We start from the raw sequence: 23883 nt of genomic DNA, 5'->3' as shown, positions 1-23883 counted from the left end.
ATAATTCACAATATAGAAGGCACTCTATATTTATTATTGTCCCCCGTCAACGCGAGCCATAACCTGTTTCGACAGTGCAGCAACCTTATCCTTAGCATTCTGCAGGGAGTCACCCACTACTGCAAAATAAACCTTAATCTTAGGCTCTGTGCCGGAAGGGCGCAGGCAGAACCAAGATCCGTCAGCCAGCAAATACTTCAGTACATTTTCCTTCGGCAGTCCATTTAAGCCCAGAGAATAATCCTGAATTTCTGTTACGGCAGATCCAGCAATTTCTTGTGGTGCATTAGAACGCCAATCATTCATGATTCCTTGAATTTGCGCAACGCCATCTTTGCCTTTCAGCGTACGGGACTCCAAGCTTTCCAAGAAGTATCCGAACTGCTCGTACAATTCCTGAAGAACATCATATAATGTTTTGCCTTGAGCTTTATAATAAGCACCTGCTTCAGCGATAAGCATAGCAGCAAGAACAGCATCCTTATCACGAGCATAATTGCCTGCAAGATAACCATAGCTTTCTTCATATCCGAAAAGATATGTGTATTCTCCGGATTGTTCGAACTGCGTCATCTTTTCTCCAATATATTTGAAGCCAGTCAGCGTATTAAATACAGTTGCACCATAATGAGAAGCTACAGCAGCCCCCATTTCGCTAGTAACGATAGTCTTTACAACCGCACCATTGCGAGGCAGCTTTCCTTGTTCCTGCAAACGACTCAAATAGTAATGAATCATCAGTGCTCCGGATTGATTGCCGGACAGAACAACAAATTTACCTTCATTGTCGCGAACTACCGCACCCATACGGTCTGCATCAGGATCTGTACCAATCAAAAGGTCAGCATTCAACTCTTCGCCCAGCTTCATAGCCAGCGTAAAAGCTTCACGTTCCTCCGGGTTCGGAGATTTCACTGTAGAGAATTCAGAATCCGGCTGCTCTTGCTCAGGTACAACATGCACCTGGGTGAAGCCGATTTTCTCAAGTACACGGCGGACTGGCAAATTACCTGTACCATGCAGCGGAGTGTATACGATTTTGAAGTCTTTTCCAAGCGTAGAGGCAATCTCTTCACTTGCAAGACTGACCGCAGCAACAGTATCGGTAAACGCTTCGTCATCCTTCTCTCCTAGCCAGTGCAACAGTCCTTGAGCTTCAGCTTCTTCTTGCGAAATCCGCTTCACACCATCAAAAGTGTCAACCTCTAATATGTAAGAAATGACCTTTTCGGCTTCGTGTGGTACAAGCTGTCCGCCTTCCGAATTATAGACCTTATAACCATTGTATTCAGGAGGGTTATGGCTCGCGGTGATTACAATACCACCCGTTGCTTTCAAATAACGCACACTGAATGACAGCTGTGGTGTTGAACGAAGGGAAGTAAACAAATGCGCCTCGATACCATTAGCAGCCAGTACGAGAGCAGCCTCAAGTGTGAATTCAGGCGAGAAGCGGCGAGAGTCATGCGCGATAACAACCGAAGGTCTGCCTTCTCCAGTATGCTTTTCTAGAATATAATTAGCGAAGCCTTGTGTAGCTCTGCCAACAGTATAACGATTGATACGATTGCTGCCCGCACCAATAACCCCACGCAAGCCGCCTGTACCAAACTCTAAGTCTCTGTAAAAACGCTCTTCAAGCTCCTGTGGCTCATTCTCCAGAGCGCGAAGCTCTGCCTTTGTAGCCTCGTCAACAGAAGGGTCCTGCAACCAGCGGGATAATGTGTCTGCCGCTTTTGCACTTAATTGAGTCATATGAATCTCTCCTTTAGATATATTTATAAAAAAATAAAATATTTAGCTCAGAGCAAACATAATTTCTCCAGAGGCTACAACCTTACCTTCAACGGAAGCAGTAGCTTGTCCTTTTCCGATGCTGCCCTTAAGACGGGTGATCTCTACTTCAAGAGTAAGTGTATCGCCTGGTACCACTTGACCACGGAAACGGAATCCGTCCAGCCCAGCTAAAAAACCGATTCGGCCGCGATTAGCCTCTACTCCCAGGATAGCAACCGCACCCACTTGTGCAAGGGCTTCTGTAATCAGTACACCCGGCATTACCGGATAGCCCGGAAAGTGACCTACAAAGAACGGTTCATTGATCGTTACATTTTTGATTCCTACAGCTTTTTTGCCCATTTCAATCTCGATAATTTTGTCCACCAGCAGAAATGGAGGCCGATGGGGGATGATTTCTTGAATTTGGTTGATATCCAGCATTATGACAGAACTCCTTTCGGATGTTGCACATTTTCTTTTATTCTTTGCCGAAATGCATAAAATTAGGCAGGTTCGGTAAAAACTATATTTATCCTTCACCAACTGCAGAAGTGGAGGTTGAGATAAGGGGCTTTCTCCACCGGATGCGGCAGCATGGCGGAGAGGGCCCTTTTTGCTGCCCGAGGCCCCCCACCATTATACATTTTTCAGCATAAAAAAGAAAACTCCCTTGTATAACAAGGGAGTGGTTAAATCATCTTCATTTATGGAGCAAAAACCAAATCATATACATGTCTCCACGTGCTCCACTGCAGAGCATCGCTTAACTCTTTCTTACCCAGGACAACGTAACCGACGGCCAGGCCGCCTCCAAGTGCAGCTACGAGAAGCAAGGGAATAAGAACCCATTGTATCATGGTCCATTTGGAGATCCCTCGTGGAGAGGGTTCTTTCTTCTCTTCCGATTTAACTTTTTCCTGTCGATCCATTCCTTCACCTCTACGCGCGCATGTTATTGGCTAGACCAAACATCTGATCACTGGACGAAAGTGCCCGAGCTACGAGTTGATACGTGCGTTGAATCTGCATCATTTCTGTCATTTCTGAGGTCATATCGACATTCGACTGCTCCAGCCATCCTGAGCGCACTCCAATTCCAGATGCCTCGCCTGCCGCTCTTTGTACAAAAGCCTGCTGTGCTGTAACTCCATCTGCAAGCATATAGAAATTCCCGTCGACAGCCTTTAAGGCATTCTGTGTCTTAGGTTCTACTATCATTATAGTACCCGCTACCTGAACAGGTCCATTCTCCGTCTTTTTCGTTAACACACGACCGGATTCATCGATAGCAGCATTCACACCTACAGGAACCGTTAGAGGTTTGCCCTCTGTATTTAAAACGGAGTTTCCTGTGTTATCAACCAATACCATCATCTTGGCATCAGTCGTGTCAGGAATAAAGTGAAAATCACCCTGACGTGTGTACGCCGTAGTACCATTGACCTGAACACCAAAAAGCCCGTTGCCCTGAATGGCTAAGTCGGTCGGACTCCCTGTTTCTTTAAGGGGACCCTCTTCCCAATTCGTTGAGATCGAAGGCACATAAGTCCCAAAACCCATATTAAAGCCTAGGGGTGTAGAACGGCCCGGTTGGTCATAATCATCCGATTGCTGTTGTACACGAGTCAGCACGTCCTCAAAAGAGCCCTGCTTGCTCTTATAACCATTGGTATCCATGTTGGCTAGATTATCCGCTATAATATCAAGCCGCTGCTGAAGGCTCGACATGGAGACTGCCGCACTAATCGTTGAGTTGTTCATAGATCAAACCTCCTATAAGCTCTACCTGTAAAGCTCATTTCCTAAGCACTGCCTAAACCCTGCCAACTTCACTTACAGCCTTCTGCAAGCTGCCATCATAATATTGAACAATCTTCTGGTTCGCTTCATAAGCCCGATAGGCGGCATTCAAATCCACAGTAACCTGAGTAGGATCTACATTGGAGCTTTCCAAGTAACCTTGGCGTACTTGCATGTTATCTGTTCCGTTAGAGAAACGGATATCTGCCGCCTCTACATCATCAGCGTGAAATACACCATTACCGTCACGTACAAGCTCCTGTGGCTTTGTTACTACACTCACACCAAGCTTGGTCCCTGTCGGAAGTCCTGTTGCTGGATTAAGCAAATTACCCTGCCCGTCCACTTTAAGGGTGTCCTGATTTCCTGTCAAGACAAGGGGCTTGCCTGTGGAATCAAGAACCTTGAAGCCACCACTGCTCAGTACCTCTCCTGTAGCCGCGTTTATTGAGAAGCTCCCATTTCGCGTATACAGATTATTCCCTTCAGCATCCTGTACAGTAAAGAAGGCCTGTGGACGATAAACAACCTCACCCTCAGGGCTTACATATTTGCCCGAACCATCAAAGGAGATATTTTGACCTGTCACAGGATCAGCTACTTGCAAATCCGTAGATAAAGCAAAATCCATGGTCTTGCCGCTCTCCCTTAAATCACCCTGTAAATATTGGGATATCGACTGTTCTGCAAAAACCCCAGTGTTAAGACGCCCCACTGGCTTGGTATTGCCATTACTCATAGCAGAGATCAATACATCCGGAAAAGCATGATTGACACTGTCAACCTGCTTGTACCCCGTTGTATTCAAGTTAGCGATGTTCTGTGTTGCCGTATCATGTCTACGCTGCTGTGTAACCATACCTGCAGCGGCTGTATATAATCCTCTTATCATGAAGGTAGTCCCCTTCCGAATCTTTTGCTACCTTTTATATCGGCTGCTTAGAACTTTTTCTTAACGACCTTGTCCAAATTATCCAGCATTATTCCTGTTCCCTTAACTACACAATGCATCGGGTCTTCCGCTATCCACACCGGAACATGTAATTCTTCCGAGAGGAGCTCGTCCAATCCATTAAGTAAAGCGCCACCACCAGTTAGAACAACACCCCGGTCAATAATATCTGCGGATAGCTCAGGCGGTGTACGTTCCAGAACGGACTTAGCAGCTGCCACAATAGAAGAAACCGGATCCCATAGTGCTTCTTTTACCTCGCCTGAAGTAATAGTGAGCGTCTGAGGGAGTCCACTTACCATATCACGACCACGAATATCCATTTCAGCCTGCATCAGGCCTGGACGCACGGTGCCAATTGTAACCTTAATATCCTCTGCCGTACGTTCGCCGATTAACAGCTTATACTTTTGTTTAATATATCTTAAAATGGCCTCATCGAACTTGTCTCCTGCGACTTTAATCGAAGAAGCGGTAACGACGTCGCCCATAGAAAGTACGGCTACATCCGTCGTTCCGCCACCGATATCGACGACCATGTTCCCACTAGGCTGATAAATATCCATTCCCGCTCCGATTGCAGCGGCTTTTGGCTCTTCCTCCATAAAAACTTCCTTAGCCCCGCTCCGCTCCGCCGCTTCCCGTATGGACTTCTGTTCCACAGATGTAATATTTGTAGGGGCGCAAATCAGAATACGGGGCCGTGCGTACCAGGACCGGCCGCCAACGCGGTCGATAAAATACTTAAGCATCATTTCTGTGATTTCAAAATCTGCAATGACACCATCCCGGAGAGGACGGATTGTTATAATATTTCCAGGTGTACGTCCAACCATGCGACGTGCCTGTTCTCCCACCGCAAGGACTCTCTTCGTATCACTTTCAAGTGTGACCACGGAAGGTTCATCCAGAACGACTCCCCTTCCCTTAACATGTATGAGCACATTGGCCGTGCCGAGGTCGATTCCGATATCCTTGCTAAACATAATGAAAGAGCCCCCAAAGTGTTATTTTAATTGAAAAAACAGCAGTTAGTACTAAATTTAAAAATACCATACTTTAGGGGAAGTACACAATGTATTAAAGCTGAATATTTCCTTAAATTTCCGAAAATCTCATGGCTTTGATGCTACAGCAACCTCACGTTTTTTCCCCGTCGATTTTTTATATTTGATTTTTGTGGCTTCTCCCCCCCGAAGATGTCGGATGGACTTGTGATATTCGAGAATGTGCTTCACCTGATCGGCCAGATCAGGGTTGATCTCTGGCAGACGCTCAGTTAAATCTTTATGCACCGTGCTCTTTGAAACGCCAAATTCCTTGGCTATGGTCCGGACCGTATGCCTGGTTTCCACGATGCAGCGTCCGATTTTGATCGTACGTTCCTTGATGTAATCGTGCACGCTCCCGCCTCCCAACTGTGGATAGTTTGGTACATTATATGAGGGGCGGGCTTATATATTCGCGCTTTCAAGACATGACAAGCTATGGAGGGCTCATTTTATTTAATGGACAACCTAATAACCCGTGTTATTAGCATGATGAAAAGCCGTCGCTGCCCCTTTAGGTCAACAACCGTTTCCCGCGTAAACAAAAGGCTCATCACAAACATAACCTTAAAAATCCTTATATACACAAAAAAATAGGGGGCTTTCGCCCCCTGCTATAGAAATTTTTATCGCTGTGGCAGTAAATCCGATGGATTGACTACTTTGCCATCTTCGTACACTTCAAAGTGTACATGATTTCCAAGGTTCTTTTCGATCTCACTGCGACCAGCTGTGGCAAGAGTATCTCCCTGCTTCACTACATCGCCTTGTTTAACTTTTGTTTCACCAAGACTTTGGTATACAGTCTTCAAATTACCTTGATGGGTAATTTCAATCACTTTACCTAATACCGCAACATCTTCCACTCTGGTCACTTCACCGCTGAGCGCTGCTTTGACATCGAACGTATTGTTGTCTTCACGGGCAATATCGATTCCGACATTAGGAATAAATTTGTCGTTATATTGCACCATAGCGGCAACGTGATTGTCCTCTGTACCATTCTCATCATAATACGGCTTAACTACTTCTACTTCACCTGGTTTAGCTACTGGCCAAGTCATACTTTCCGTTGAAGCAACAACTTCAAGTGCATCTGGACCTCCGGTTGTTGTACCAGCTTCATTAGCGGAAGTTCCTACTTGCTGCGAAGTGGCGGCAGTGTCCTGGTTGAGCGGCTTTTGGCCGGCATCCTGATAGACCCACACCAAGGTTAGTATAATTGCCGCTGCCGCCGTGTAGACTGCTGGGAATACCCAACGTTTAGATACCAGTCTGTTCCATGAAGAAGGTTTTGCACCAGGTAAATCTCCCTGAGTTTTTTTGAGAGATTCATCTTGGTTTGTTTTGTTTTTGTCTTGTTCATTCATATGGTTATCACCTCAGTAACCAGTGTTACCGGGCTTTTCTCTTTTATACGTATCTTTCAAGTTATTTTTTCAGAAGAGTTGAGATTTGTGTAAATGAGATACCACTATAATAGTGTTTGAGAATTTGGGTAGCTGTTCCACCCTCTTTGGCCATCCCATTTGCCCCCCACTGACTCATCCCTACCCCATGCCCATTTCCGAAGGTCGTGATCAAGATCTTATTCCCCTTACGGCTCCAACTGAATTGGCTGGATCGTAGGCCTAGCTTCTCCCTCACTTCACGTCCTGTAAATATAGAGCCTCCAATTGAGATCTCTTTAATCCGATGTCCAGTGGTAAGAGACAACACTTCCATAGGTAATCTCGAAGATGATGAAATCTTCGTTGTAGTTCCTGAATTGGTAGTTTCTTTGGAGGCTGGAATGACTTTATCGTTCAGACCCAATCTAGTAAGTATTTCAGAAACAGTAAAAGTGTTAGTCACCGCATAGTTTGGGGTAATCTCTTTCTCCCAAGGACTCGTCACACTGCGCAGATAGGGAATCGCTGCATTCCAATACTCTTCTGAGTTCTCAGTATATCCTCCACTGGAGGCGAAAAAGGAGGCCGTTATCGGCTGCCCTTTATAAGTCATAATCACTCCGCGCGTCTCAAGGACCGCGCGCTGCAGCTTTGCGAGGTCGGCGCTTCTTCCGCCGAGCTTCCATTGCCGTTCCAGCGTGTCCTTAGATATGTAAGCCTGATGGCTTACCGTATCGGTTACATCCGCCTCCGGAACGGGTACGCCGCTTCTGTCGCCAGCCACCAGGCGGCGCATGATAAAGGTGCGGGCCGCTACGGCCTGCGCTTTGAGCGCTTCAAGCTCAAAGTCGGCCGGCATCTCGGCCGCTAGCACGCCGCGGACGTAGTCCTCCAGCGGCAATGTCTCTATTTGTCCGCTGTGCGACAAATAGACAGAGACGTTCGGCTGCGGCGCTTCCTGCGCAGCCGTCTCCGGCGCCGCCGGAGGGGCCGTGACCGCCGGCACGGCCACAGGCGCCGGTTGTCCCCGGTGTAGCGGGACAACCGCCAGCGGAATCAGCAGCGCCGCCAGGAAAGGCGCTGCGAGCCAGGCGACGGGAATGAGTCGCCTGCGCCGGGGAGCAAGGGGACGCGAATGCCAGCGCGTTGTCTTGTTTCTTCGCAAGTAGCGGAAATCTTTCATCTCTATGGCTCCTTCCGTGAATCACTGGTGATTCTTATAGATATGAAATTACAGCAACTGCTAGAACACAATTTGAGAGAAAGAGAGTTCCTGTCCTCAATCTATTACTAGACCGCAGGCTATTAAATTGCGCACAAAAAAATCCCCATCAGATGAGGATTCCATAAAAAAAGACCAAGCTGCAATCTGCAGCCTGGTCTCTCCTAATGAGTGATATTATACCCAAGTTGGTTGAACCTGAAAGCGTGGTTTAACCTCTTCGGTTTTAGTCGATTCACTCTTGGATACTTCCGGTTTAAGAACTTCATCCTTCACGGTTTGCGCTGAAGTATCCTCCATGGAAATGCGCCAAATTTCCGCACCCAGTCCGGACAACTTCTCAGCCAAATGAACATACCCGCGGTCAATATGATGAGTTCCGCTTACTTCAGTAGTGCCTTCAGCAACCAGACCTGCCAAAATAAGCGCAGCTCCCGCACGCAGATCCGTAGCACAAACCTTAGCTCCGACCAATTGTGCATTACCTGTAACGATCGCCGAGCGACCTTCGATCTTAATCTCAGCGTTCATGTTGTGGAATTCATCCACATGCATAAACCGGTTCTCAAATACGGTTTCTGTAACGACACTGGTACCTTCAGAACGCAGCAATAATGCCATCATTTGCGACTGCATATCCGTAGGAAAACCTGGATACGGCAAAGTCTTCAAATCAACAGCTTTGAGAGGCTTGTCACTGATTACACGAATACCGTTCTCGTCGGGAATAATGGTTACACCCATTTCTTCCATCTTAGCAATAACAGGACCTAAGTGATCTGCAATTGCGCCTTCCACATATACATCGCCACCGGTAATTGCTGCAGCCGCCATGTACGTACCTGCTTCGATACGGTCAGGGATTACATGATGTTTGACCCCATGCAGACGTTCTACCCCTTCAATACGAATAACGCCTGTTCCCGCACCACGCACGATAGCGCCCATACCATTCAAGTAATTAGCTAGGTCTACAATCTCAGGCTCCTTAGCCGCATTCTCGATAACGGTCACGCCTTCAGCTAGTGTAGCTGCCATCATTATATTTTCGGTCGCACCTACGCTTGCTACATCCAAATACACTTTGGCACCGCGCAGGCGTCCGTTGCTTTTCGCTTCAATGTAGCCCTGGCCGAGACTAATCTCCGCACCCAGTGCTTCAAACCCTTTCAAATGCTGATCAATCGGTCGTGTACCAATGGCACAGCCGCCTGGCAGGGAAATTCTTGTCTGACCAAGTCTAGATAACAGTGGGCCCATGACTAAAAAAGACGCCCGCATTTTTCGAACCCATTCATAAGGTGCTTCACAGGAAGTGATGTTTGTAGCATCCACCTGGATAATATCGTTCTGATATGTAACCCCTGCACCCAGAGATTCCAACATTTTTGATATCGTCATCACATCATCAAGCGGAGGTGCGTCTACAATGACGCTTACTCCTTCTTCTGCCAATAGAGAGGCGGCTATGATCGGTAATACGGAATTTTTTGCGCCGCTAACTTTCACGCTCCCGGTCAATCTGTTGCCACCGCGGACGATAAATTTGCTCATTTTCGGTTTCCCTCCGCGTCCATTATTTCTTAAATTATTTTTTTAGATTAAAGTAATTGCAAAAAAGTTCTCTACTCCATCAATACGCCCATTTACTCGGGCATGTTCCTTAAAGTTCAGTGTTGACATAATAAAACCTTATTATTCGACACCTTTTGACCACTGCGACCTAAGACACTTATAACCAAACTACATCCCCTTAAAACATATATCGGATCATCCCACTCCAGCTCAGGTAATCCAGGAAGAACCCCGCTACAAAACGACCAAGTACAATGGCCAACAGCAAGTGCAGCAGCCTTCCCTGAGGACTCTTGGGATATCTTATGACCAAATCGAGCTTAAGGTTCTGCAATGCCCACCAAGATAATACAACACTGAGCAAAGATACAATCATTGAGACCATACTGCTGGTTCCAACTGCACTAGACAACCCACCCGACAATATATCCTCCATGCTAACCCTCCGTGTTCGTATTACTCGGAAATCGACTCTTATATCATACTTGTGAAGGGCAAAAGAATCCAGTACTTTTACAAATTTTTAAACAATTCAGCGCTATTATCCAAAATAATGAAGGAATTTTAACCTTATTCAATAGATTACTATAAAAAAAAAGCAGTCAAACCATAAGGCTTGACTGCTTTTTTCCTATTGTTGTCCTTTTCCAGTGGACACTTTAATCCGTGTAACAGCGCGTTGCAGCGCCAATTCCGCACGGCGGTGATCGATATCATCTTGTTTGCTCCGAGTCTGGAGACGGCGCTGAGCCCGTTCTCTAGCCGCTTCGGCGCGCTCAACATCGATATCTGTTGGCAGCTCGGCACTTTCAGCCAGCACGGTTACTTTGTCCTTATGCACTTCAACGAACCCGCCATGAACAGCGATGGAGATCGTAACACCGTCCGATTTGACGGATAACGGAGCAACCTGAAGTGGAGTCACAAGCGGAATGTGTCCCGGCAAAATACCCAACTCGCCTTCGACCCCTCTTACAATCAAGCTATTCACTTGCTTGGAGTAAACGAGATGCTCCGGCGTGACAATTTCCAACAAAAAGGTATTCACTTCCATTCCTCCTTAAAGCTTTACATTGTAAAGCTCGCTTCGAAAGCATGCACTAAGCTTTACGAAGTAAAGCTTGCATCGAAAGCATTAGCTAAGCTCAGGTTACATCGATTTTGCTTTTTCTACTGCTTCTTCAATCGTACCTACAAATAGGAAGGCTGCTTCTGGAAGATCATCATGCTTACCATCCAGGATTTCCTTAAAGCTGCGTACAGTTTCTTTGATTGGTACATATTTACCCTTAAAGCCAGTGAACTGTTCAGCCACGTGGAACGGCTGCGACAGGAAGCGTTCAACTTTACGAGCACGAGCTACGATAACCTTATCATCCTCACTCAATTCATCCATACCCAAGATGGCAATGATGTCTTGAAGCTCGGTATAACGTTGCAACAATTGTTTAACACCTTGTGCTACGTTGTAATGTTCTTCGCCAACAATTTCTGGAGCTAGCAAACGCGAGCTGGAAGCCAGTGGATCAACCGCTGGGAAAATCCCCTTCTCGGAAATTTTACGCTCAAGGTTAGTTGTTGCATCCAAGTGAGCAAACGCTGTAGCCGGAGCAGGGTCAGTGTAGTCATCCGCCGGTACGTAGATTGCTTGAATCGATGTAACGGAACCTTTTTTAGTCGATGTGATACGCTCTTGCAACTGGCCCATTTCAGTAGCCAAAGTCGGCTGATAACCAACCGCGGATGGCATACGGCCGAGAAGAGCGGATACTTCGGAACCCGCTTGGGTAAAGCGGAATATATTATCGATAAAGAGCAGCGTATCGCGGCCTTCCACATCACGGAAATATTCCGCCATGGTCAAACCGGTCAAAGCTACACGAAGACGTGCACCTGGAGGCTCGTTCATTTGTCCGAAGACCATTGCTGTCTTCTTAATAACGCCGGAATCCGTCATTTCGTGATAAAGGTCATTACCTTCACGAGTACGTTCACCGACACCTGCGAATACGGAAATACCACCGTGCTCTTGGGCAATGTTATTAATCAATTCTTGGATTGTTACTGTTTTACCTACGCCGGCACCGCCGAAGAGGCCGACTTTACCACCCTTAGCATAAGGTGCGAGCAAGTCGATAACTTTAATACCTGTTTCCAGGATTTCCGCTTGTGTTGACAATTCATCAAATGTTGGTGCGAGACGGTGAATCGGGTTCTTTTTCTCAGCAAGAACTTCACCAGCGTTATCAATTGGATTACCAAGTACGTTAAATACACGGCCTAATGTCGCTTCCCCTACAGGAACCGAGATTGGACCTCCTTGATCGATCGCATCCAGTCCACGAACCAGACCATCAGTAGAAGACATCGCGATACAACGTACCAGATTGTCTCCCAAGTGATTGGAAACCTCAAGTGTTAGGTTAAGCTGACGACCATTGTCCAAGACGGTTTCAATTTTGATAGCGTTGAAAATCTCGGGCAACTGGCCGCGTTCAAATTCAATATCGACAACCGGACCCATAATGCTTACAACGCGTCCTTTGTTCATCTTCTTTTCCCTCCTCGAAAGCTGTTACATCAAGAAGAAACGACGTTGTCGTCATATAAAGATGACAACCGTTTCTCGTAGAAATATAAGCATTTCGTATAGTGTAAAACCTATACTTTCTTATATTGTAAGAAGAACTTACAGTGCCGTTCTTAAGGAACTATGTACCCTAAGCAAGCGGCACTCTTTCTCGTAAAATACAAGACAAGTTAAGCACTTGGTTTAACTTTTCTTGTATTTTAAGACTGCGCGTTCGCTCCGGCCACGATCTCGGTAATTTCCTGCGTAATTGCCGCCTGACGGGCACGGTTGTACGTAAGGGTAAGTTCTCCGATCATTTTCGACGCGTTCTTCGTTGCACTGCCCATAGCTGTCATTTTCGCACCCAGCTCACTGGCCTTGCCATCCAGAATTGCGCTATAAATCAAAGTTTCAGCGTACTTTGGAAGCAATACTTCTAGCACGCCTTCCGGTGAAGGTTCATATTCGTAGTTTGCAGAAGCTTCATGATGCTCTTGATTCCCTACTCCATCCATAGGCAACAGTCGCTCAACGGTTGGGATCTGGGTGATAGCATTGACGAATTGATTGTAACAAACATACAACTCATCATACGTACCATCTACAAACTGCTGTACTGCCGAATTCGCGATAGACTTGATGTCAGCAAACTTCGGCGCATCCGAAAGCTCAGTAACTTCCTGTACAATCGGATATTCACGGCGACGTAGAAAGTCACGGCCCTTACGACCAATAACAAACAATGCGTACTCATCTTTGGACTTATGCTTCTCCGCGATGAGCATCGTCACCTTACGCAAAATATTAGCGTTGTAACCACCTGCAAGCCCTCTATCAGAGGTAACGATTAGATAACCAGTCTTCTTCACAGGGCGGCTAACCAGCATAGGGTGTTGAACACCTTCTGTGCCAGCAGCAATGCTCGATACAACCTCTTTTAGCTTCTCAGCATAAGGACGGGCGGCAATTGCCTTCTCCTGAGCTTTTCTCAGCTTGGATGCGGCTACCATTTCCATCGCTTTTGTGATCTGTCTTGTGTTTTGAACACTCTTAATTTGACGTTTAATATCACGCATGCTTCTTGCCATGATTTCACCACCTTAAAGCTTTGACGGAGTCAAAGCTAACTTCGTAAGCATCATCTTAGCTTTGACGGAGTCAAAGCTAACTTCGTAAGCATCATCTTAGCTTTGACGGAGTCAAAGCTACTTCATAAGCACAGCCTGAGCTTCGGCAGAGCCAAAGCTCACTTAGTAAAATCCGTTAAAGTCTATCTATATTAGCTAGTAGCGAAACCTCTTTTAAAGGTATCAATCGCTGCTTTTAGAGCGGCTTCGTTATCAGCTGTCAAATCTTTTGTATCCCTGATGGATTGAGCTACATCAGCAGCACTGCTATCCATGTAAGCAAGGAATTCCTTTTCAAAACGTTTTACGTCTTTAACTGGAATATCATCCAAATATCCTTTTACAGCTGTGTACAAGCTAAGCACTTGATGCTCAACAGACAACGGCTGATTCACACCTTGTTTCAGAACTTCCATCATACGTGCCCCGCGATTCAGACGGGCAAGTGTAGATTTATCAAGATCTGAGCCGAACTGTGAGAAGGCTTGAAGTTCGCGATATTGGGCAAGATCCAAACGGAGCGAGCCGGCTACCTTCTTCATCGCTTTGATTTGAGCGGAGCCCCCTACACGGGAAACGGAGATACCGACGTTGATCGCCGGACGTTGACCAGAGTAGAACAGATCGGATTCAAGGAAGATTTGACCATCTGTAATCGAGATTACGTTCGTAGGAATGTAAGCTGATACGTCCGATGCCTGTGTTTCGATAAATGGAAGTGCGGTTAATGAACCACCACCAAGCTCATCACTAAGCTTAGCTGCACGCTCCAAAAGACGGGAGTGCAAGTAGAATACGTCACCTGGGAATGCTTCACGACCCGGTGGACGACGAAGCAGCAAGGACAATTCGCGATAAGCCGAAGCTTGTTTCGAAAGGTCATCGTAAATGATCAGTACGTGCTCGCCCTTGTACATGAAGTATTCGCCCATTGCGCAGCCTGCGTATGGAGCAATATACAACAATGGGGACGGCTCGGAAGCCGATGCAGTTACAACGATTGTATATTCCAAAGCGCCATGACGGCGAAGAGTTTCTACAACCTGTGCTACTGTGGATTGCTTTTGACCAATGGCAACATAAATACATTTCATGCCGTTGCCTTTTTGGTTGATAATCGCGTCAATTGCGATTGCAGTCTTACCTGTTTGACGGTCACCAATGATAAGTTCGCGTTGTCCACGACCGATTGGTACCATCGCATCAATGGCTTTAAGACCTGTTTGCATCGGTTCATGTACCGATTTACGATCGATAACACCTGGTGCATTATTTTCTACAGGACGGAATTCAGTTGTAGCAATTGGGCCTTTGCCGTCAAGCGGCATACCAAGTGCGTTAACTACACGGCCGAGCAGAGCTTCACCAACAGGAACTTGCATAATTTGTCCTGTACGTTTTACTTGATCGCCTTCACGAATTTCCTTGTACTCACCCAGAATAACAACACCGACGTTGCTTTCTTCCAGATTGAGCGCCATGCCCACTACTCCGTTGGAGAACTCTAGCAATTCGCCTGCCATTGCGTTTTCCAGACCGTAGACACGGGCGATACCGTCGCCGACTTGAATGACGGTGCCGACTTCGGCAACTTCGATATCGGCTTTATATTCCTCAATTTGACTTTTGATCAAAGTGCTGATCTCTTCAGGTCTGATGCCCAATATCCTCACCCCTATCTTCTATGCTTATCATTAAAGGATTTCTCGAGACGCTCCAATTTGTTAGACAGACTGCCGTCATACAGCTTATCGCCGATATAAACTTTCAGTCCTCCCAACAGGCTTGGGTCCACCACATTCGTAATCCGGATTTTACGGTTTACGAGTTGGCCGAATTCTGCAGCTACAGCTGCTTTTTCTTCTTCACTTAAAGAATAAACAGAGTATACCTTAGCATCACCAATGCCAAGAGCGTCTCCTTCAATCTTGATATACGTATCCAGCAGATCGGCAAAAATATCGGTTCTGCCTCGCTCTACTAACAATTCTACAATGTTCATCACGATGGGAGAGAGCTTATCTTGAAGCGCTGTGCGCAGCACTTTCAGCTTGTCGGACTCCGAGATGCGCGGTGCAAGAATAAACCGCTTTATCTCTTGGTCGGAATGTAATAACCCAACCACTGCCTTGAGCTCTTCTTCTACTTCAAGGGTAATCCCTTTCTCTACCGCTGCACTGTACAATGCTCTAGCGTAGCGCTTGGCAACTACCGTATCGCGGCTCATGATTGGCCTCCTACCTCTTTGAGGTATTGGTTCACAAGTTGCTCCTGCTCGCCGCTAGCACTAACTTCTTTCTTAAGAAGTTTGGAAGCAATACGAACAGATGCCGTTCCAATTTCGCTGCGCAACTCTTCCACTGCTTTGTTCTTTTCGTTCTCGATATCGCGCACAGCCTCTTCTTTGACACGTGCTGCATCTGCTTTGGCTTGTGCCAAAGTTTGTTCTACCTGTAGATTGCTTGTGATTTGCGATTGTTGAATAATCTGTTGAGCTTCCTGGCGTGCACTGTTCAGCGCTTGCTTCTGCTCTTCCACATACGCGACCGCTTGTTCTCTAGTCTTCGCAGCTTCGTCCATTTGCTGCATTACCAGCTCACGGCGCTTCTCCATAACTGCAAAAAGTTTGCTGAACGCATACTTGCTAAGCAAGAAATATAAAATCCCAAAGGCGACAATTGAAAATACTATGTTTGTCCAAACAATATCCACTGAGGTCACTCCCTTCCGTTACCGCGTCATGCGGACGTATACAAAAGTAAGGCGCGGATGGCATCGGCCGTCCCCGCCAAACCGTAACTACGGTTTATTAAGTAAACATAATCAGGAATGCGATAACTGTTGCTGCCAACGGAATAACTTCGACGATACCTACACCAATAAACATTGTTGTTTGCAAAGCATTTTTCGCTTCTGGTTGACGAGCGATGGACTCAACTGTTCTACTAACGATCATACCGTTACCAAGACCTGCGCCAAGTGCACCCAATCCAACCGCTATTGCTGCTGCTAAAAATTCCATTTGTAAATATCCTCCTTTAATTTCGGTTCATATTTGTGTTTAATGATATAAGATATCTCCCACGAAGGAAAATCAGACGATAGCCGTTCTCTTCGCAGCAGTTCATTAATGTGCTTCTTCTTCGTGAATCGTCATCTGTGCGATATAAACCATCGTCAGAATCGTAAAGATAAACGCTTGTAGTGCCCCGACGAAAATACTGAAGCCCTGCCATACAGCCAGGAACGGAATACTGAGAATCCCCAGCTTCAAAATGACTGTAATTAGTACTTCTCCGGCGAAAATGTTAGCGAATAGACGAATAGCCAACGCTACAGGTTTTGCCAGGTTTTCGATAATGTTCAGTGGCAAAAAGATTGGAAACGGCTCGATGTAGTGTTTGAAATAATGTTTGCCGTTGAGCTTAATGCCCAGAAAGTTCATCAGTACAAATACTATGATTGCCAATCCTGCAGTGACATTAATGTCAGCAGTTGGCGACTTGTACCATAAAATTTCTGCATGCTCACCATTCGCCAAGTTCTTAGTTGCTTCAATCACGTGGCCAAACACTGTTACAGGTCCATGCGCCTCAGTTACAACGGAGAAAGGCAATCCAAGTAGATTGGAAACAAAGATAAACAGAATCAATGTCAACCCTAAAGATATGTAAGGTTTTCCTTTCTTCAGATCCATGGCACTGCTTATGACACCCTCTACAAATTCCACAACCCATTCCATGAAGTTCTGAAGCTTGGATGGATTTTCAACGGAAAGCTTACGAACCGAAAGCATAACCAGAACAAATACCACTGTACAACTGATCAGAAGCATCAACACGGCGGATAAATCTATCGGTATTCCCCCGACAAATATTTTCGGCATGTCATGCATAGTATCATCCCCCTTTCTCTTTAATCTGGTTAAAGCTTATTCTTCACACTCAGATATATCCCCGCAGGAATGGCGAGAAGCTGAGGAATGAATACGCCCGAAACAGTTGCTACCAGGGAGAAATGCTCAATCTTGACCGAGAACATGGTGACCAAAATTGCGAAGCTAATCCGTGTAACAAAACCGAGGCTGAAGGCATTCCCTTCGTTGCTCGCAATCGACTGCGTAACCCGTCGAACCTTGACGGCCAGATAACGAAAGTTTACCAATCCCGCCACCAGACCCAGAGTCATGCCCAGTGTAATTGCCCGGGTCTCATGATGAAGCACCCAGCCCATTAAGAGTCCTGCCATAAGGACGAGCGTAACTCTAGTGACGGTATTGATCATGGGAGTCATATTATCCATTCTGCTCCCCCAAAAATTTTTTAATTAACAAGGCGACATTCACAATTCCCAGAATCATTCCAGTTATAGTGCCAATGGCGAGCCAATATTTTGGCCCCTCCATCAGGTCTTTCAGCCATCTTGCCGCAAAAAAACCAATAAGAATGTAAGCGGCAAGCAAAGTGCCTGCACTTCCAATGACAAGCGCGGTCTGTAACAAGCTGTCCTTGCTATTTTGTTCTTTCATGGGCTACAATCCCAACTAATTTTACTGAATTTCCTGAGTCTTTGTCAATTCATTGAACATTGCCTAAAAACCCTTGAAAACATGAAAATAATCACAGCAAAACGTTCCAAAACCATATAAACCGTACAGTTTCACTGTATGTTGATTTTAATCAGATCAGATATTAGTTTAATTGAAATTATTTATTTTTTGTGAACATTCTGTGAAACTCTTCAGGACGTTCCTTATTAACACCAAAATGGTGCAAAATCGCATTGACAATCCGTTGGGAAGCCTTGCCATCTCCATACGGGTTGGCGGCCCGACTCATCGACTGATAGAGCTCATTATCAGTCAAAAGAGCATGTGTCCGTTGATACACCTTCTCCTCGTCCGTGCCCACAAGTTCCAGCGTTCCAGCCTCTATCCCTTCGGGACGCTCCGTTGTATCACGAAGCACAAGAACAGGCACTCCATAAGAAGGAGCTTCCTCTTGCAGACCGCCGGAATCGGTCAATATCAAGTGGGTATGCGGATAAAAATTATGCAGGTCCACGACATCCAGCGGATCAATCAGCTTAATTCTTGGATGTCCTCCCAGTATCTCATGTGCAGGTTCCTTAACGGCAGGACTCGGATGCACAGGGTAAACAATGGCGACATCTTCGAATTCATCAGCGATTCTTTTAATAGCTCGGAAGATATTACGATGCGGTTCACCTTGAGATTCTCTGCGGTGAGCAGTCATCAAAATAAGTCTTTTTCCTGAAGCAAAATCCAAAACAGGATGCCGGTAATCCGGCTGTACGGTATATTGAAACACATCAGTTACGGTGTTGCCTGTGATATAAATACTTGATTCTTTTTTGTTCTCGTGTCTCAGATTACTAGCTGACCAATCGGTTGGAGCGAAATGCAGATCGGCTAATACACCTGTTAATTGACGGTTCATTTCTTCAGGATAAGGAGACAATTTGTTCCATGTCCTAAGTCCTGCTTCTACGTGCCCAACCTGAATTTGCTGCAGGAAGGAAGCGTAACTAGCTAAAAACGTTGTTAAGGTGTCCCCATGCACCAGCACGAGGTCAGGCTTAACCTCCCTCAGTACAGGTTCCAAACCTTCAAGCACACGAATAGTAATCTCGTTCAAGGTCTGACGGTCCTTCATCACATCCAAATCGTAATCAGGGGTGATATTAAACACTTCCAACACTTGATCGAGCAGTTCTCTATGCTGCGCTGTTACACATACTATTGATTCGATATGCTCAGGATGCTTCTTCAGTTCAAGAACCAGAGGAGCCATCTTGATCGCCTCGGGGCGCACTCCGAAAATAGTCATTACTTTGATTTTGGACATAACCCCTACCCTCTCATCAAATATTCTCGCATTACTATACTTAATACTTAATTACTTATTACTTGGTTCCATAAAGACGGTCACCAGCATCACCAAGGCCTGGCACGATGTAACCATGTTCATTCAAATGATCATCAAGCGCTGCTACATAAATATCAACATCCGGATGAGCTTCCTGAACTGCAGCAACACCTTCTGGCGCTGCAATCAAGTTCATCATTTTGATCTGTGTACAACCACGGTTCTTCAGTGAGGTAATCGCAGCAATTGCAGATCCGCCTGTAGCAAGCATTGGGTCAATCACTATCAACTCACGTTCCTGTACATCAGTTGGAAGCTTGATATAATACTCCACTGGTTGAAGAGTGTCTGGATCACGGAAAAGCCCTACATGTCCTACTTTAGCCGCAGGTAGAAGCTTCAGTACACCTTCAAGCATACCTAAACCCGCACGAAGAATAGGAATAAGCCCCAGCATTCTTCCCGAAATCACTTTGCTTTCCGTCTCAGTGACCGGTGTCTGTACCGTAATTGTCTCTAGTGGAATATCACGTGTAATCTCATAAGCCATCAATGTGGCAACTTCGTCAACATGTTCTCTGAAATCCTTCGTGTTTGTTCTAACGTCGCGAATAAATGTTAGTTTGTGTTGAATTAAAGGATGATCGCAAATCACCAATTTTCCCATTTACTGTCCCTCCGGTAATTGTAAGTCTTGTCTATAGCCATAGAAAGCGCTTTGCTTCTCAGTGGCTAAATCCTGTCTATTATAGCACTCCCGCCGCTGCATTTCACCTCAGAATGGTACTTGAACTCACATTGAACATATTCCCTTGTATTTCCTTGTTTTTAAAGGTAATGATTGGCTTAATTAGGAAACCAATCACTTATAAAACCTAGATTATGTTGTGCAACTTTGGCTTTTTCATACTATTCACATTATTTTCACTAATTTTATTGAAAGTTCCATGAACTTTCAAGATTAATTTCATTCAATTTCATCTATTAACTGCAGTAATATTTGTGAACAATATGCAACAAAAAAGCCTCCATCAAACCCGGAAGAGGGTATGAATGGAGGCAGAATCATTTCTTATTGGAAGCAAAAATTTAGTATTTCAACTCTGGATAAAGAGGGTATTGGTCAGTCAACTCAGCCACTTGACGGGCAGATTCTGCCAAGTTTGCCTCATCCTTCGGATTCTTTAGAACATTAGCAATGATACGTCCAATAGTGACCATTGCCTGCTCGTCCATACCACGGGATGTGACTGCAGGTGTACCAATCCGAATACCGCTTGTTACAAAAGGACTTGTAGGATCAAATGGAATTGCGTTTTTATTCACAGTAATCCCGATGGAATCTAGTACTTTTTCCGCATCTTTTCCGGTAATGTTCAGATTACGGGTATCCAGCAGCATCAAGTGGTTATCTGTACCTCCGGATACAATGTTAACCCCTTCACTGATCAACGTTTCTGCAAGAACATTAGCGTTCTTCACTACATTTTGAGCATAAGTCTTAAAGGATGGCTGCAATGCTTCACCAAATGCGACTGCTTTTGAAGCAATTACATGCATCAAAGGTCCACCTTGGGAACCAGGGAATACCGCTTTATCAATAGCAGCTGCCCACGGCTGTCTGCACATAATCATACCTCCGCGGGGACCGCGCAAAGTCTTATGCGTAGTAGTTGTAACGAAATGAGCATGAGGAACCGGGCTCGGATGAAGACCAGCAGCAACCAATCCTGCGATATGGGCCATATCTACCATAAATAGCGCACCCACATCATTGGCGATAGCGCCAAGTTTTTCGAAATCAATAATACGCGGATAGGCACTGGCACCAGCTACAATCATTTTTGGACGGTGCTTGAAGGCTGCTTTACGTACTTCATCATAATCAATTAGGAAAGTATCTTCTTGTACTCCATAAGCAACGAAGTTATAAAGCAATCCTGAAGCATTAACTGGGCTACCGTGTGTCAAATGACCGCCGTGAGCCAAATTCATTCCAAGAACAGTGTCGCCAGGCTTAAGCGCAGCCAGATAAACTGCCATATTTGCTTGAGCGCCGGAATGTGGTTGTACGTTGACATGATCCGCGCCAAACAATTCTTTTGCACGATCACGAGCAAGGTTCTCAACGATATCTACATCTTCACAGCCACCATAATATCGTTTGCCTGGATAACCCTCTGCATATTTGTTCGTAAGCACGGAGCCCATAGCTTCCATTACGGCTTCGCTAACGATATTCTCTGAGGCAATAAGCTCAATGTTGGCACGCTGACGTTTCAGTTCCAGTTCCATCGCTTCCAGTACTGCCGGGTCACTCTTACGCAATTGTTCCATGTTCTTATTTCCTCCCTAGTGTGTGTAGATATGTTGTATTTAAGTAGAAACGATTTGCCCGCCATAAAGTGACTTAGGTCTACGTTTCTGCAAAAAATATAAAAACTAAAGTTCGTTAATCACAAAACTGTGAACCACTTTGTTCTGGAGCACGATATACCGCACGTTCCCCGCCAATTAGTGGGGGTCTGGTCCATGCCGCATTCACTCTGGCTGCTCCAATGTAGCGTAGAGTCGGACGGAAAGGAACGGCTACCCGCCGTAAATGCATTCCTATCAGAGTCTCGCCAATATCTAAACCAGCATGAGCTTCTATCGTTTCCGCCAAAACAGGATCTTTCATAGCGTGATAAGCAGCCGTAGCCATCGAACCTCCAGCACCTCGTATAGGTACAGCTGATACTTCCTTCAGACCAAGTGATTCTAGCAGAGAGCGTTCCATTACAAGTGCACGATTTAAATGCTCGCAGCACTGATACACCGGATGAAATCCTTTTTCCGCTGCTACTAAACGAACACCTTCAAGCAATTGTTCTGCAACTTCAAGTGCACCACCAGTTCCAATCCGGACACCAGCAACTTCACTTGTGCTCACTCCGACGACAACAATTTTGCCTGACCCAAGGTTACCAGCCTCCGCCAACTCTCTTAACACAGTGACGGTGGCTTCAGTTAATGATAGCTCTACAACTTCGTCCATCACTCTACCTCCTCAAACTTCAAACAAGCTTATTTTAAACAAAAAAGAGCAGTCCGCAGGTAGCTGCGGATTTGCTCTTTTGCCCAGGCGACCGGCCGTTTATTCCGATGCTCCATCGTGGTTTGATCCACATTTGTCGCCAGTTACATCGGAACCGATTATTTGTAACTTCATCTTAAAGCAAAGTGAACTGAAAATCAACCATTTACAAATGGCGGAAGGTTTCCAGCTTATCCAGCAAACTGAATAGCGCAGTGCGAATCTCAGCAGCAGTTAGCTCATAGTCCTCACGCGTGCCACCAAATGGATCAGAAATATCGAAGCTCGGAATACGCTGGCGAATCTCAATCATCCGCTGCAGATCCGTTGCATTCGGTTCACCACCAAGGGCTAAGCTCAACTCCGCATCTGCGTAAAGGCTGTCCAATTCCTTGATATCTTCCGTCACCGCATCTTCATCATGCACGTATTCCTTCAATGTATAGGTTTTCGTTACAGCATCCGGAAAATACTGCAGCAAATGCTGCTTATGCCCACCCGTCAAGGTCAGCACGAGGTCGGCCCAAGCGACAGCTTGACCTGTCAATTGTGACGACTCCATTGAATCATGAATTCCTTCTTCCTGCAGTATAGCTGCAGCATGTCTTGATATAGAAGTACCGGAAATGGCGGATACACCTGCAGACCGCACTTCCAGGTCGATTCCACGTTCCTTCGCGAGCTTTCGTAAAAGCCCCTCAGCCATAGGACTTCGGCATGTATTTCCGGTGCAGACGAATAAAATATGCAGCATGTTTTGCACCCCCATGAAATTAAATATTCTAATGCCGTTATTGTATCAAAAGATGAATAGCAAGCCAAACCCCAGAAGTATTGCACCGCCTAGTGCTTCTCCATAATCCCCGAGACCACGACTGACATGCCGTCCTATTAGCAACCCTAGAATCGACATTAGTCCCCCGCAGGCACCGAAGGCTAAGATGGTCAAAAGCACTCCATTCACAAACATCCCCAGTGATACACCCACGGAGAAAGAGTCAATACTCACACTGAGCGAAAGAAGTATCATCCCCCACAAGGTTCGATGATCCATAGCTCGCGAGCTTCCCGTATCCGGACGAAAGGAGTTGTACACCATATGCCCGCCCAAAAGAACTAGAAGACCTCCAGCAGCATAAGTCGTTACTTGACCTAACAAGTGTCCGACATAACTTCCTGTCAACAAACCCAGGAGAGGCATCAGCATATGAAAAACAGCAATGAGCAGACTCATTTGCAGAACATGCAGCAGACGAATACCTTTCATACCGATCCCTACACCGAGCGAAAAGGCATCCATCCCTAATGCAACCGCCATTATAGTAATGGTAACAATCTGCCCCCATTCGGTATATACATCTCCTAAGCCCATGCTTAACCCCCCAAGTCCGAAATATCTTGTACAACAACGATATGCGGACAAGGGGGTAATCATGACTTCATATAGGAGTC

At 45.8% G+C, this 23883-nt stretch carries 27 protein-coding genes and 1 riboswitch; all 27 genes read right to left on the bottom strand.

Going from position 1 to position 23883, the window contains the following annotated elements; genetic code table 11:
- Positions 1 to 33: 33 nt before the first annotated feature.
- The 27 genes from NST45_RS29065 to NST45_RS28935 all read right to left on the bottom strand — a co-directional run bounded on the left by NST45_RS29065 (position 34) and on the right by NST45_RS28935 (position 23803).
- A complete protein-coding gene (locus tag NST45_RS29065) occupies positions 34 to 1755 on the bottom strand; it encodes a phospho-sugar mutase (protein ID WP_036681534.1) in 1722 nt (573 codons plus the stop codon).
- A 42-nt stretch (positions 1756 to 1797) separates the two neighbouring features.
- The gene (gene fabZ, locus NST45_RS29060; protein WP_036681536.1) at positions 1798 to 2220 is read right to left on the bottom strand and encodes a 3-hydroxyacyl-ACP dehydratase FabZ; all 423 of its coding nucleotides are present in this window, start codon (positions 2218 to 2220) and stop codon (positions 1798 to 1800) included.
- Positions 2221 to 2483: 263 nt separating this feature from the next.
- The gene (locus NST45_RS29055) at positions 2484 to 2708 is read right to left on the bottom strand and encodes a DNA-directed RNA polymerase subunit beta (RefSeq protein ID WP_036681538.1); all 225 of its coding nucleotides are present in this window, start codon (positions 2706 to 2708) and stop codon (positions 2484 to 2486) included.
- Between the two features lie 10 nt (positions 2709 to 2718).
- A complete protein-coding gene (locus NST45_RS29050) occupies positions 2719 to 3540 on the bottom strand; it encodes a flagellar hook-basal body protein (RefSeq protein WP_038573632.1) in 822 nt (273 codons plus the stop codon).
- A 52-nt stretch (positions 3541 to 3592) separates the two neighbouring features.
- Positions 3593 to 4471, bottom strand: a complete 879-nt coding sequence (locus NST45_RS29045) for a flagellar hook-basal body protein (protein ID WP_076140716.1) — start codon at positions 4469 to 4471, stop codon at positions 3593 to 3595.
- Between the two features lie 47 nt (positions 4472 to 4518).
- Complete coding sequence (locus tag NST45_RS29040) at positions 4519 to 5517, bottom strand: rod shape-determining protein (RefSeq protein ID WP_036681546.1); 999 nt, start codon at positions 5515 to 5517, stop codon at positions 4519 to 4521.
- Positions 5518 to 5646: 129 nt separating this feature from the next.
- A complete protein-coding gene (gene spoIIID, locus NST45_RS29035; protein ID WP_036681548.1) occupies positions 5647 to 5934 on the bottom strand; it encodes a sporulation transcriptional regulator SpoIIID in 288 nt (95 codons plus the stop codon).
- A 272-nt stretch (positions 5935 to 6206) separates the two neighbouring features.
- Positions 6207 to 6950 carry a M23 family metallopeptidase gene (locus NST45_RS29030; protein ID WP_076140714.1) on the bottom strand — a complete coding sequence of 248 codons (744 nt, stop codon included), beginning with the start codon at positions 6948 to 6950 and terminating at the stop codon, positions 6207 to 6209.
- 61 nt (positions 6951 to 7011) lie between these two features.
- Positions 7012 to 8154, bottom strand: a complete 1143-nt coding sequence (gene spoIID / locus NST45_RS29025; protein WP_038573638.1) for a stage II sporulation protein D — start codon at positions 8152 to 8154, stop codon at positions 7012 to 7014.
- A gap of 216 nt (positions 8155 to 8370) precedes the next feature.
- Positions 8371 to 9747, bottom strand: coding sequence for a UDP-N-acetylglucosamine 1-carboxyvinyltransferase (murA, locus tag NST45_RS29020; RefSeq protein WP_036681554.1), 1377 nt, complete (start codon positions 9745 to 9747; stop codon positions 8371 to 8373).
- Positions 9748 to 9946: 199 nt separating this feature from the next.
- The gene (locus NST45_RS29015) at positions 9947 to 10204 is read right to left on the bottom strand and encodes a DUF1146 family protein (protein ID WP_036681556.1); all 258 of its coding nucleotides are present in this window, start codon (positions 10202 to 10204) and stop codon (positions 9947 to 9949) included.
- A gap of 195 nt (positions 10205 to 10399) precedes the next feature.
- Entirely contained in the window at positions 10400 to 10816 is a 417-nt protein-coding gene (locus NST45_RS29010) for a F0F1 ATP synthase subunit epsilon (protein ID WP_036681559.1), read from the bottom strand.
- 102 nt (positions 10817 to 10918) lie between these two features.
- Positions 10919 to 12319: a F0F1 ATP synthase subunit beta gene (gene atpD, locus NST45_RS29005; protein WP_036681562.1), complete on the bottom strand. Its 1401-nt coding sequence runs from the start codon at positions 12317 to 12319 to the stop codon at positions 10919 to 10921.
- A 239-nt stretch (positions 12320 to 12558) separates the two neighbouring features.
- The gene (gene atpG / locus NST45_RS29000) at positions 12559 to 13428 is read right to left on the bottom strand and encodes an ATP synthase F1 subunit gamma (RefSeq protein ID WP_036681564.1); all 870 of its coding nucleotides are present in this window, start codon (positions 13426 to 13428) and stop codon (positions 12559 to 12561) included.
- 191 nt (positions 13429 to 13619) lie between these two features.
- Positions 13620 to 15131: a F0F1 ATP synthase subunit alpha gene (gene atpA / locus NST45_RS28995; protein ID WP_036681566.1), complete on the bottom strand. Its 1512-nt coding sequence runs from the start codon at positions 15129 to 15131 to the stop codon at positions 13620 to 13622.
- Between the two features lie 11 nt (positions 15132 to 15142).
- A complete protein-coding gene (locus tag NST45_RS28990) occupies positions 15143 to 15694 on the bottom strand; it encodes a F0F1 ATP synthase subunit delta (RefSeq protein WP_036681568.1) in 552 nt (183 codons plus the stop codon).
- Entirely contained in the window at positions 15691 to 16179 is a 489-nt protein-coding gene (atpF, locus tag NST45_RS28985; protein ID WP_036681571.1) for a F0F1 ATP synthase subunit B, read from the bottom strand. Before atpF ends, NST45_RS28990 begins: the two co-directional genes overlap by 4 nt.
- Before the next feature lie 97 nt (positions 16180 to 16276).
- The gene (gene atpE / locus NST45_RS28980; protein WP_036681574.1) at positions 16277 to 16489 is read right to left on the bottom strand and encodes a F0F1 ATP synthase subunit C; all 213 of its coding nucleotides are present in this window, start codon (positions 16487 to 16489) and stop codon (positions 16277 to 16279) included.
- 105 nt (positions 16490 to 16594) lie between these two features.
- Positions 16595 to 17362 carry a F0F1 ATP synthase subunit A gene (gene atpB, locus NST45_RS28975; protein ID WP_036681575.1) on the bottom strand — a complete coding sequence of 256 codons (768 nt, stop codon included), beginning with the start codon at positions 17360 to 17362 and terminating at the stop codon, positions 16595 to 16597.
- Positions 17363 to 17391: 29 nt separating this feature from the next.
- Complete coding sequence (locus tag NST45_RS28970) at positions 17392 to 17769, bottom strand: ATP synthase subunit I (protein WP_036681578.1); 378 nt, start codon at positions 17767 to 17769, stop codon at positions 17392 to 17394.
- Positions 17762 to 17995: an AtpZ/AtpI family protein gene (locus NST45_RS28965; RefSeq protein WP_036681579.1), complete on the bottom strand. Its 234-nt coding sequence runs from the start codon at positions 17993 to 17995 to the stop codon at positions 17762 to 17764. Before NST45_RS28965 ends, NST45_RS28970 begins: the two co-directional genes overlap by 8 nt.
- A gap of 178 nt (positions 17996 to 18173) precedes the next feature.
- Positions 18174 to 19334, bottom strand: a complete 1161-nt coding sequence (wecB, locus tag NST45_RS28960; protein ID WP_036681581.1) for a UDP-N-acetylglucosamine 2-epimerase (non-hydrolyzing) — start codon at positions 19332 to 19334, stop codon at positions 18174 to 18176.
- Between the two features lie 58 nt (positions 19335 to 19392).
- On the bottom strand, positions 19393 to 20022 hold the full coding sequence (gene upp, locus NST45_RS28955) for a uracil phosphoribosyltransferase (protein WP_036681583.1): 630 nt from the start codon (positions 20020 to 20022) through the stop codon (positions 19393 to 19395).
- A gap of 422 nt (positions 20023 to 20444) precedes the next feature.
- Positions 20445 to 21692 carry a serine hydroxymethyltransferase gene (gene glyA, locus NST45_RS28950; protein WP_038573642.1) on the bottom strand — a complete coding sequence of 416 codons (1248 nt, stop codon included), beginning with the start codon at positions 21690 to 21692 and terminating at the stop codon, positions 20445 to 20447.
- A 115-nt stretch (positions 21693 to 21807) separates the two neighbouring features.
- Entirely contained in the window at positions 21808 to 22392 is a 585-nt protein-coding gene (locus tag NST45_RS28945; RefSeq protein WP_076099682.1) for a TIGR01440 family protein, read from the bottom strand.
- A 74-nt stretch (positions 22393 to 22466) separates the two neighbouring features.
- A riboswitch (ZMP/ZTP riboswitch) is annotated at positions 22467 to 22549 on the bottom strand.
- Positions 22550 to 22597: 48 nt separating this feature from the next.
- Complete coding sequence (locus NST45_RS28940; protein ID WP_036681588.1) at positions 22598 to 23185, bottom strand: low molecular weight protein arginine phosphatase; 588 nt, start codon at positions 23183 to 23185, stop codon at positions 22598 to 22600.
- A 45-nt stretch (positions 23186 to 23230) separates the two neighbouring features.
- Complete coding sequence (locus NST45_RS28935; RefSeq protein ID WP_038573646.1) at positions 23231 to 23803, bottom strand: manganese efflux pump MntP family protein; 573 nt, start codon at positions 23801 to 23803, stop codon at positions 23231 to 23233.
- Positions 23804 to 23883 lie beyond the last annotated feature (80 nt).

The sequence above is a fragment of the Paenibacillus sp. FSL R7-0163 genome, from assembly GCF_037969975.1.
GTDB lineage: Bacteria > Bacillota > Bacilli > Paenibacillales > Paenibacillaceae > Paenibacillus_AQ > Paenibacillus_AQ odorifer.
Note: the sequence above shows the minus strand (reverse complement) of the source record. Positions and strands in the feature narration are given on the sequence as shown.

Bases quoted from the DNA above. Each gene is read 5' to 3' on its own strand.
- NST45_RS29065 (WP_036681534.1), bottom strand. From the start codon at position 1,755: ATGACTCAATTAAGTGCAAAAGCGGCAGACACATTATCCCGCTGGTTG.
- fabZ (WP_036681536.1), bottom strand. From the start codon at position 2,220: ATGCTGGATATCAACCAAATTCAAGAAATCATCCCCCATCGGCCTCCA.
- NST45_RS29055 (WP_036681538.1), bottom strand. From the start codon at position 2,708: ATGGATCGACAGGAAAAAGTTAAATCGGAAGAGAAGAAAGAACCCTCT.
- NST45_RS29050 (WP_038573632.1), bottom strand. From the start codon at position 3,540: ATGAACAACTCAACGATTAGTGCGGCAGTCTCCATGTCGAGCCTTCAG.
- NST45_RS29045 (WP_076140716.1), bottom strand. From the start codon at position 4,471: ATGATAAGAGGATTATATACAGCCGCTGCAGGTATGGTTACACAGCAG.
- NST45_RS29040 (WP_036681546.1), bottom strand. From the start codon at position 5,517: ATGTTTAGCAAGGATATCGGAATCGACCTCGGCACGGCCAATGTGCTC.
- NST45_RS29030 (WP_076140714.1), bottom strand. From the start codon at position 6,950: ATGAATGAACAAGACAAAAACAAAACAAACCAAGATGAATCTCTCAAA.
- spoIID (WP_038573638.1), bottom strand. From the start codon at position 8,154: ATGAAAGATTTCCGCTACTTGCGAAGAAACAAGACAACGCGCTGGCAT.
- murA (WP_036681554.1), bottom strand. From the start codon at position 9,747: ATGAGCAAATTTATCGTCCGCGGTGGCAACAGATTGACCGGGAGCGTG.
- NST45_RS29015 (WP_036681556.1), bottom strand. From the start codon at position 10,204: ATGGAGGATATATTGTCGGGTGGGTTGTCTAGTGCAGTTGGAACCAGC.
- atpD (WP_036681562.1), bottom strand. From the start codon at position 12,319: ATGAACAAAGGACGCGTTGTAAGCATTATGGGTCCGGTTGTCGATATT.
- atpG (WP_036681564.1), bottom strand. From the start codon at position 13,428: ATGGCAAGAAGCATGCGTGATATTAAACGTCAAATTAAGAGTGTTCAA.
- NST45_RS28990 (WP_036681568.1), bottom strand. From the start codon at position 15,694: ATGAGCCGCGATACGGTAGTTGCCAAGCGCTACGCTAGAGCATTGTAC.
- atpE (WP_036681574.1), bottom strand. From the start codon at position 16,489: ATGGAATTTTTAGCAGCAGCAATAGCGGTTGGATTGGGTGCACTTGGC.
- atpB (WP_036681575.1), bottom strand. From the start codon at position 17,362: ATGCATGACATGCCGAAAATATTTGTCGGGGGAATACCGATAGATTTA.
- NST45_RS28970 (WP_036681578.1), bottom strand. From the start codon at position 17,769: ATGGATAATATGACTCCCATGATCAATACCGTCACTAGAGTTACGCTC.
- NST45_RS28965 (WP_036681579.1), bottom strand. From the start codon at position 17,995: ATGAAAGAACAAAATAGCAAGGACAGCTTGTTACAGACCGCGCTTGTC.
- wecB (WP_036681581.1), bottom strand. From the start codon at position 19,334: ATGTCCAAAATCAAAGTAATGACTATTTTCGGAGTGCGCCCCGAGGCG.
- upp (WP_036681583.1), bottom strand. From the start codon at position 20,022: ATGGGAAAATTGGTGATTTGCGATCATCCTTTAATTCAACACAAACTA.
- glyA (WP_038573642.1), bottom strand. From the start codon at position 21,692: ATGGAACAATTGCGTAAGAGTGACCCGGCAGTACTGGAAGCGATGGAA.
- NST45_RS28945 (WP_076099682.1), bottom strand. From the start codon at position 22,392: ATGGACGAAGTTGTAGAGCTATCATTAACTGAAGCCACCGTCACTGTG.
- NST45_RS28940 (WP_036681588.1), bottom strand. From the start codon at position 23,185: ATGCTGCATATTTTATTCGTCTGCACCGGAAATACATGCCGAAGTCCT.
- NST45_RS28935 (WP_038573646.1), bottom strand. From the start codon at position 23,803: ATGGGCTTAGGAGATGTATATACCGAATGGGGGCAGATTGTTACCATT.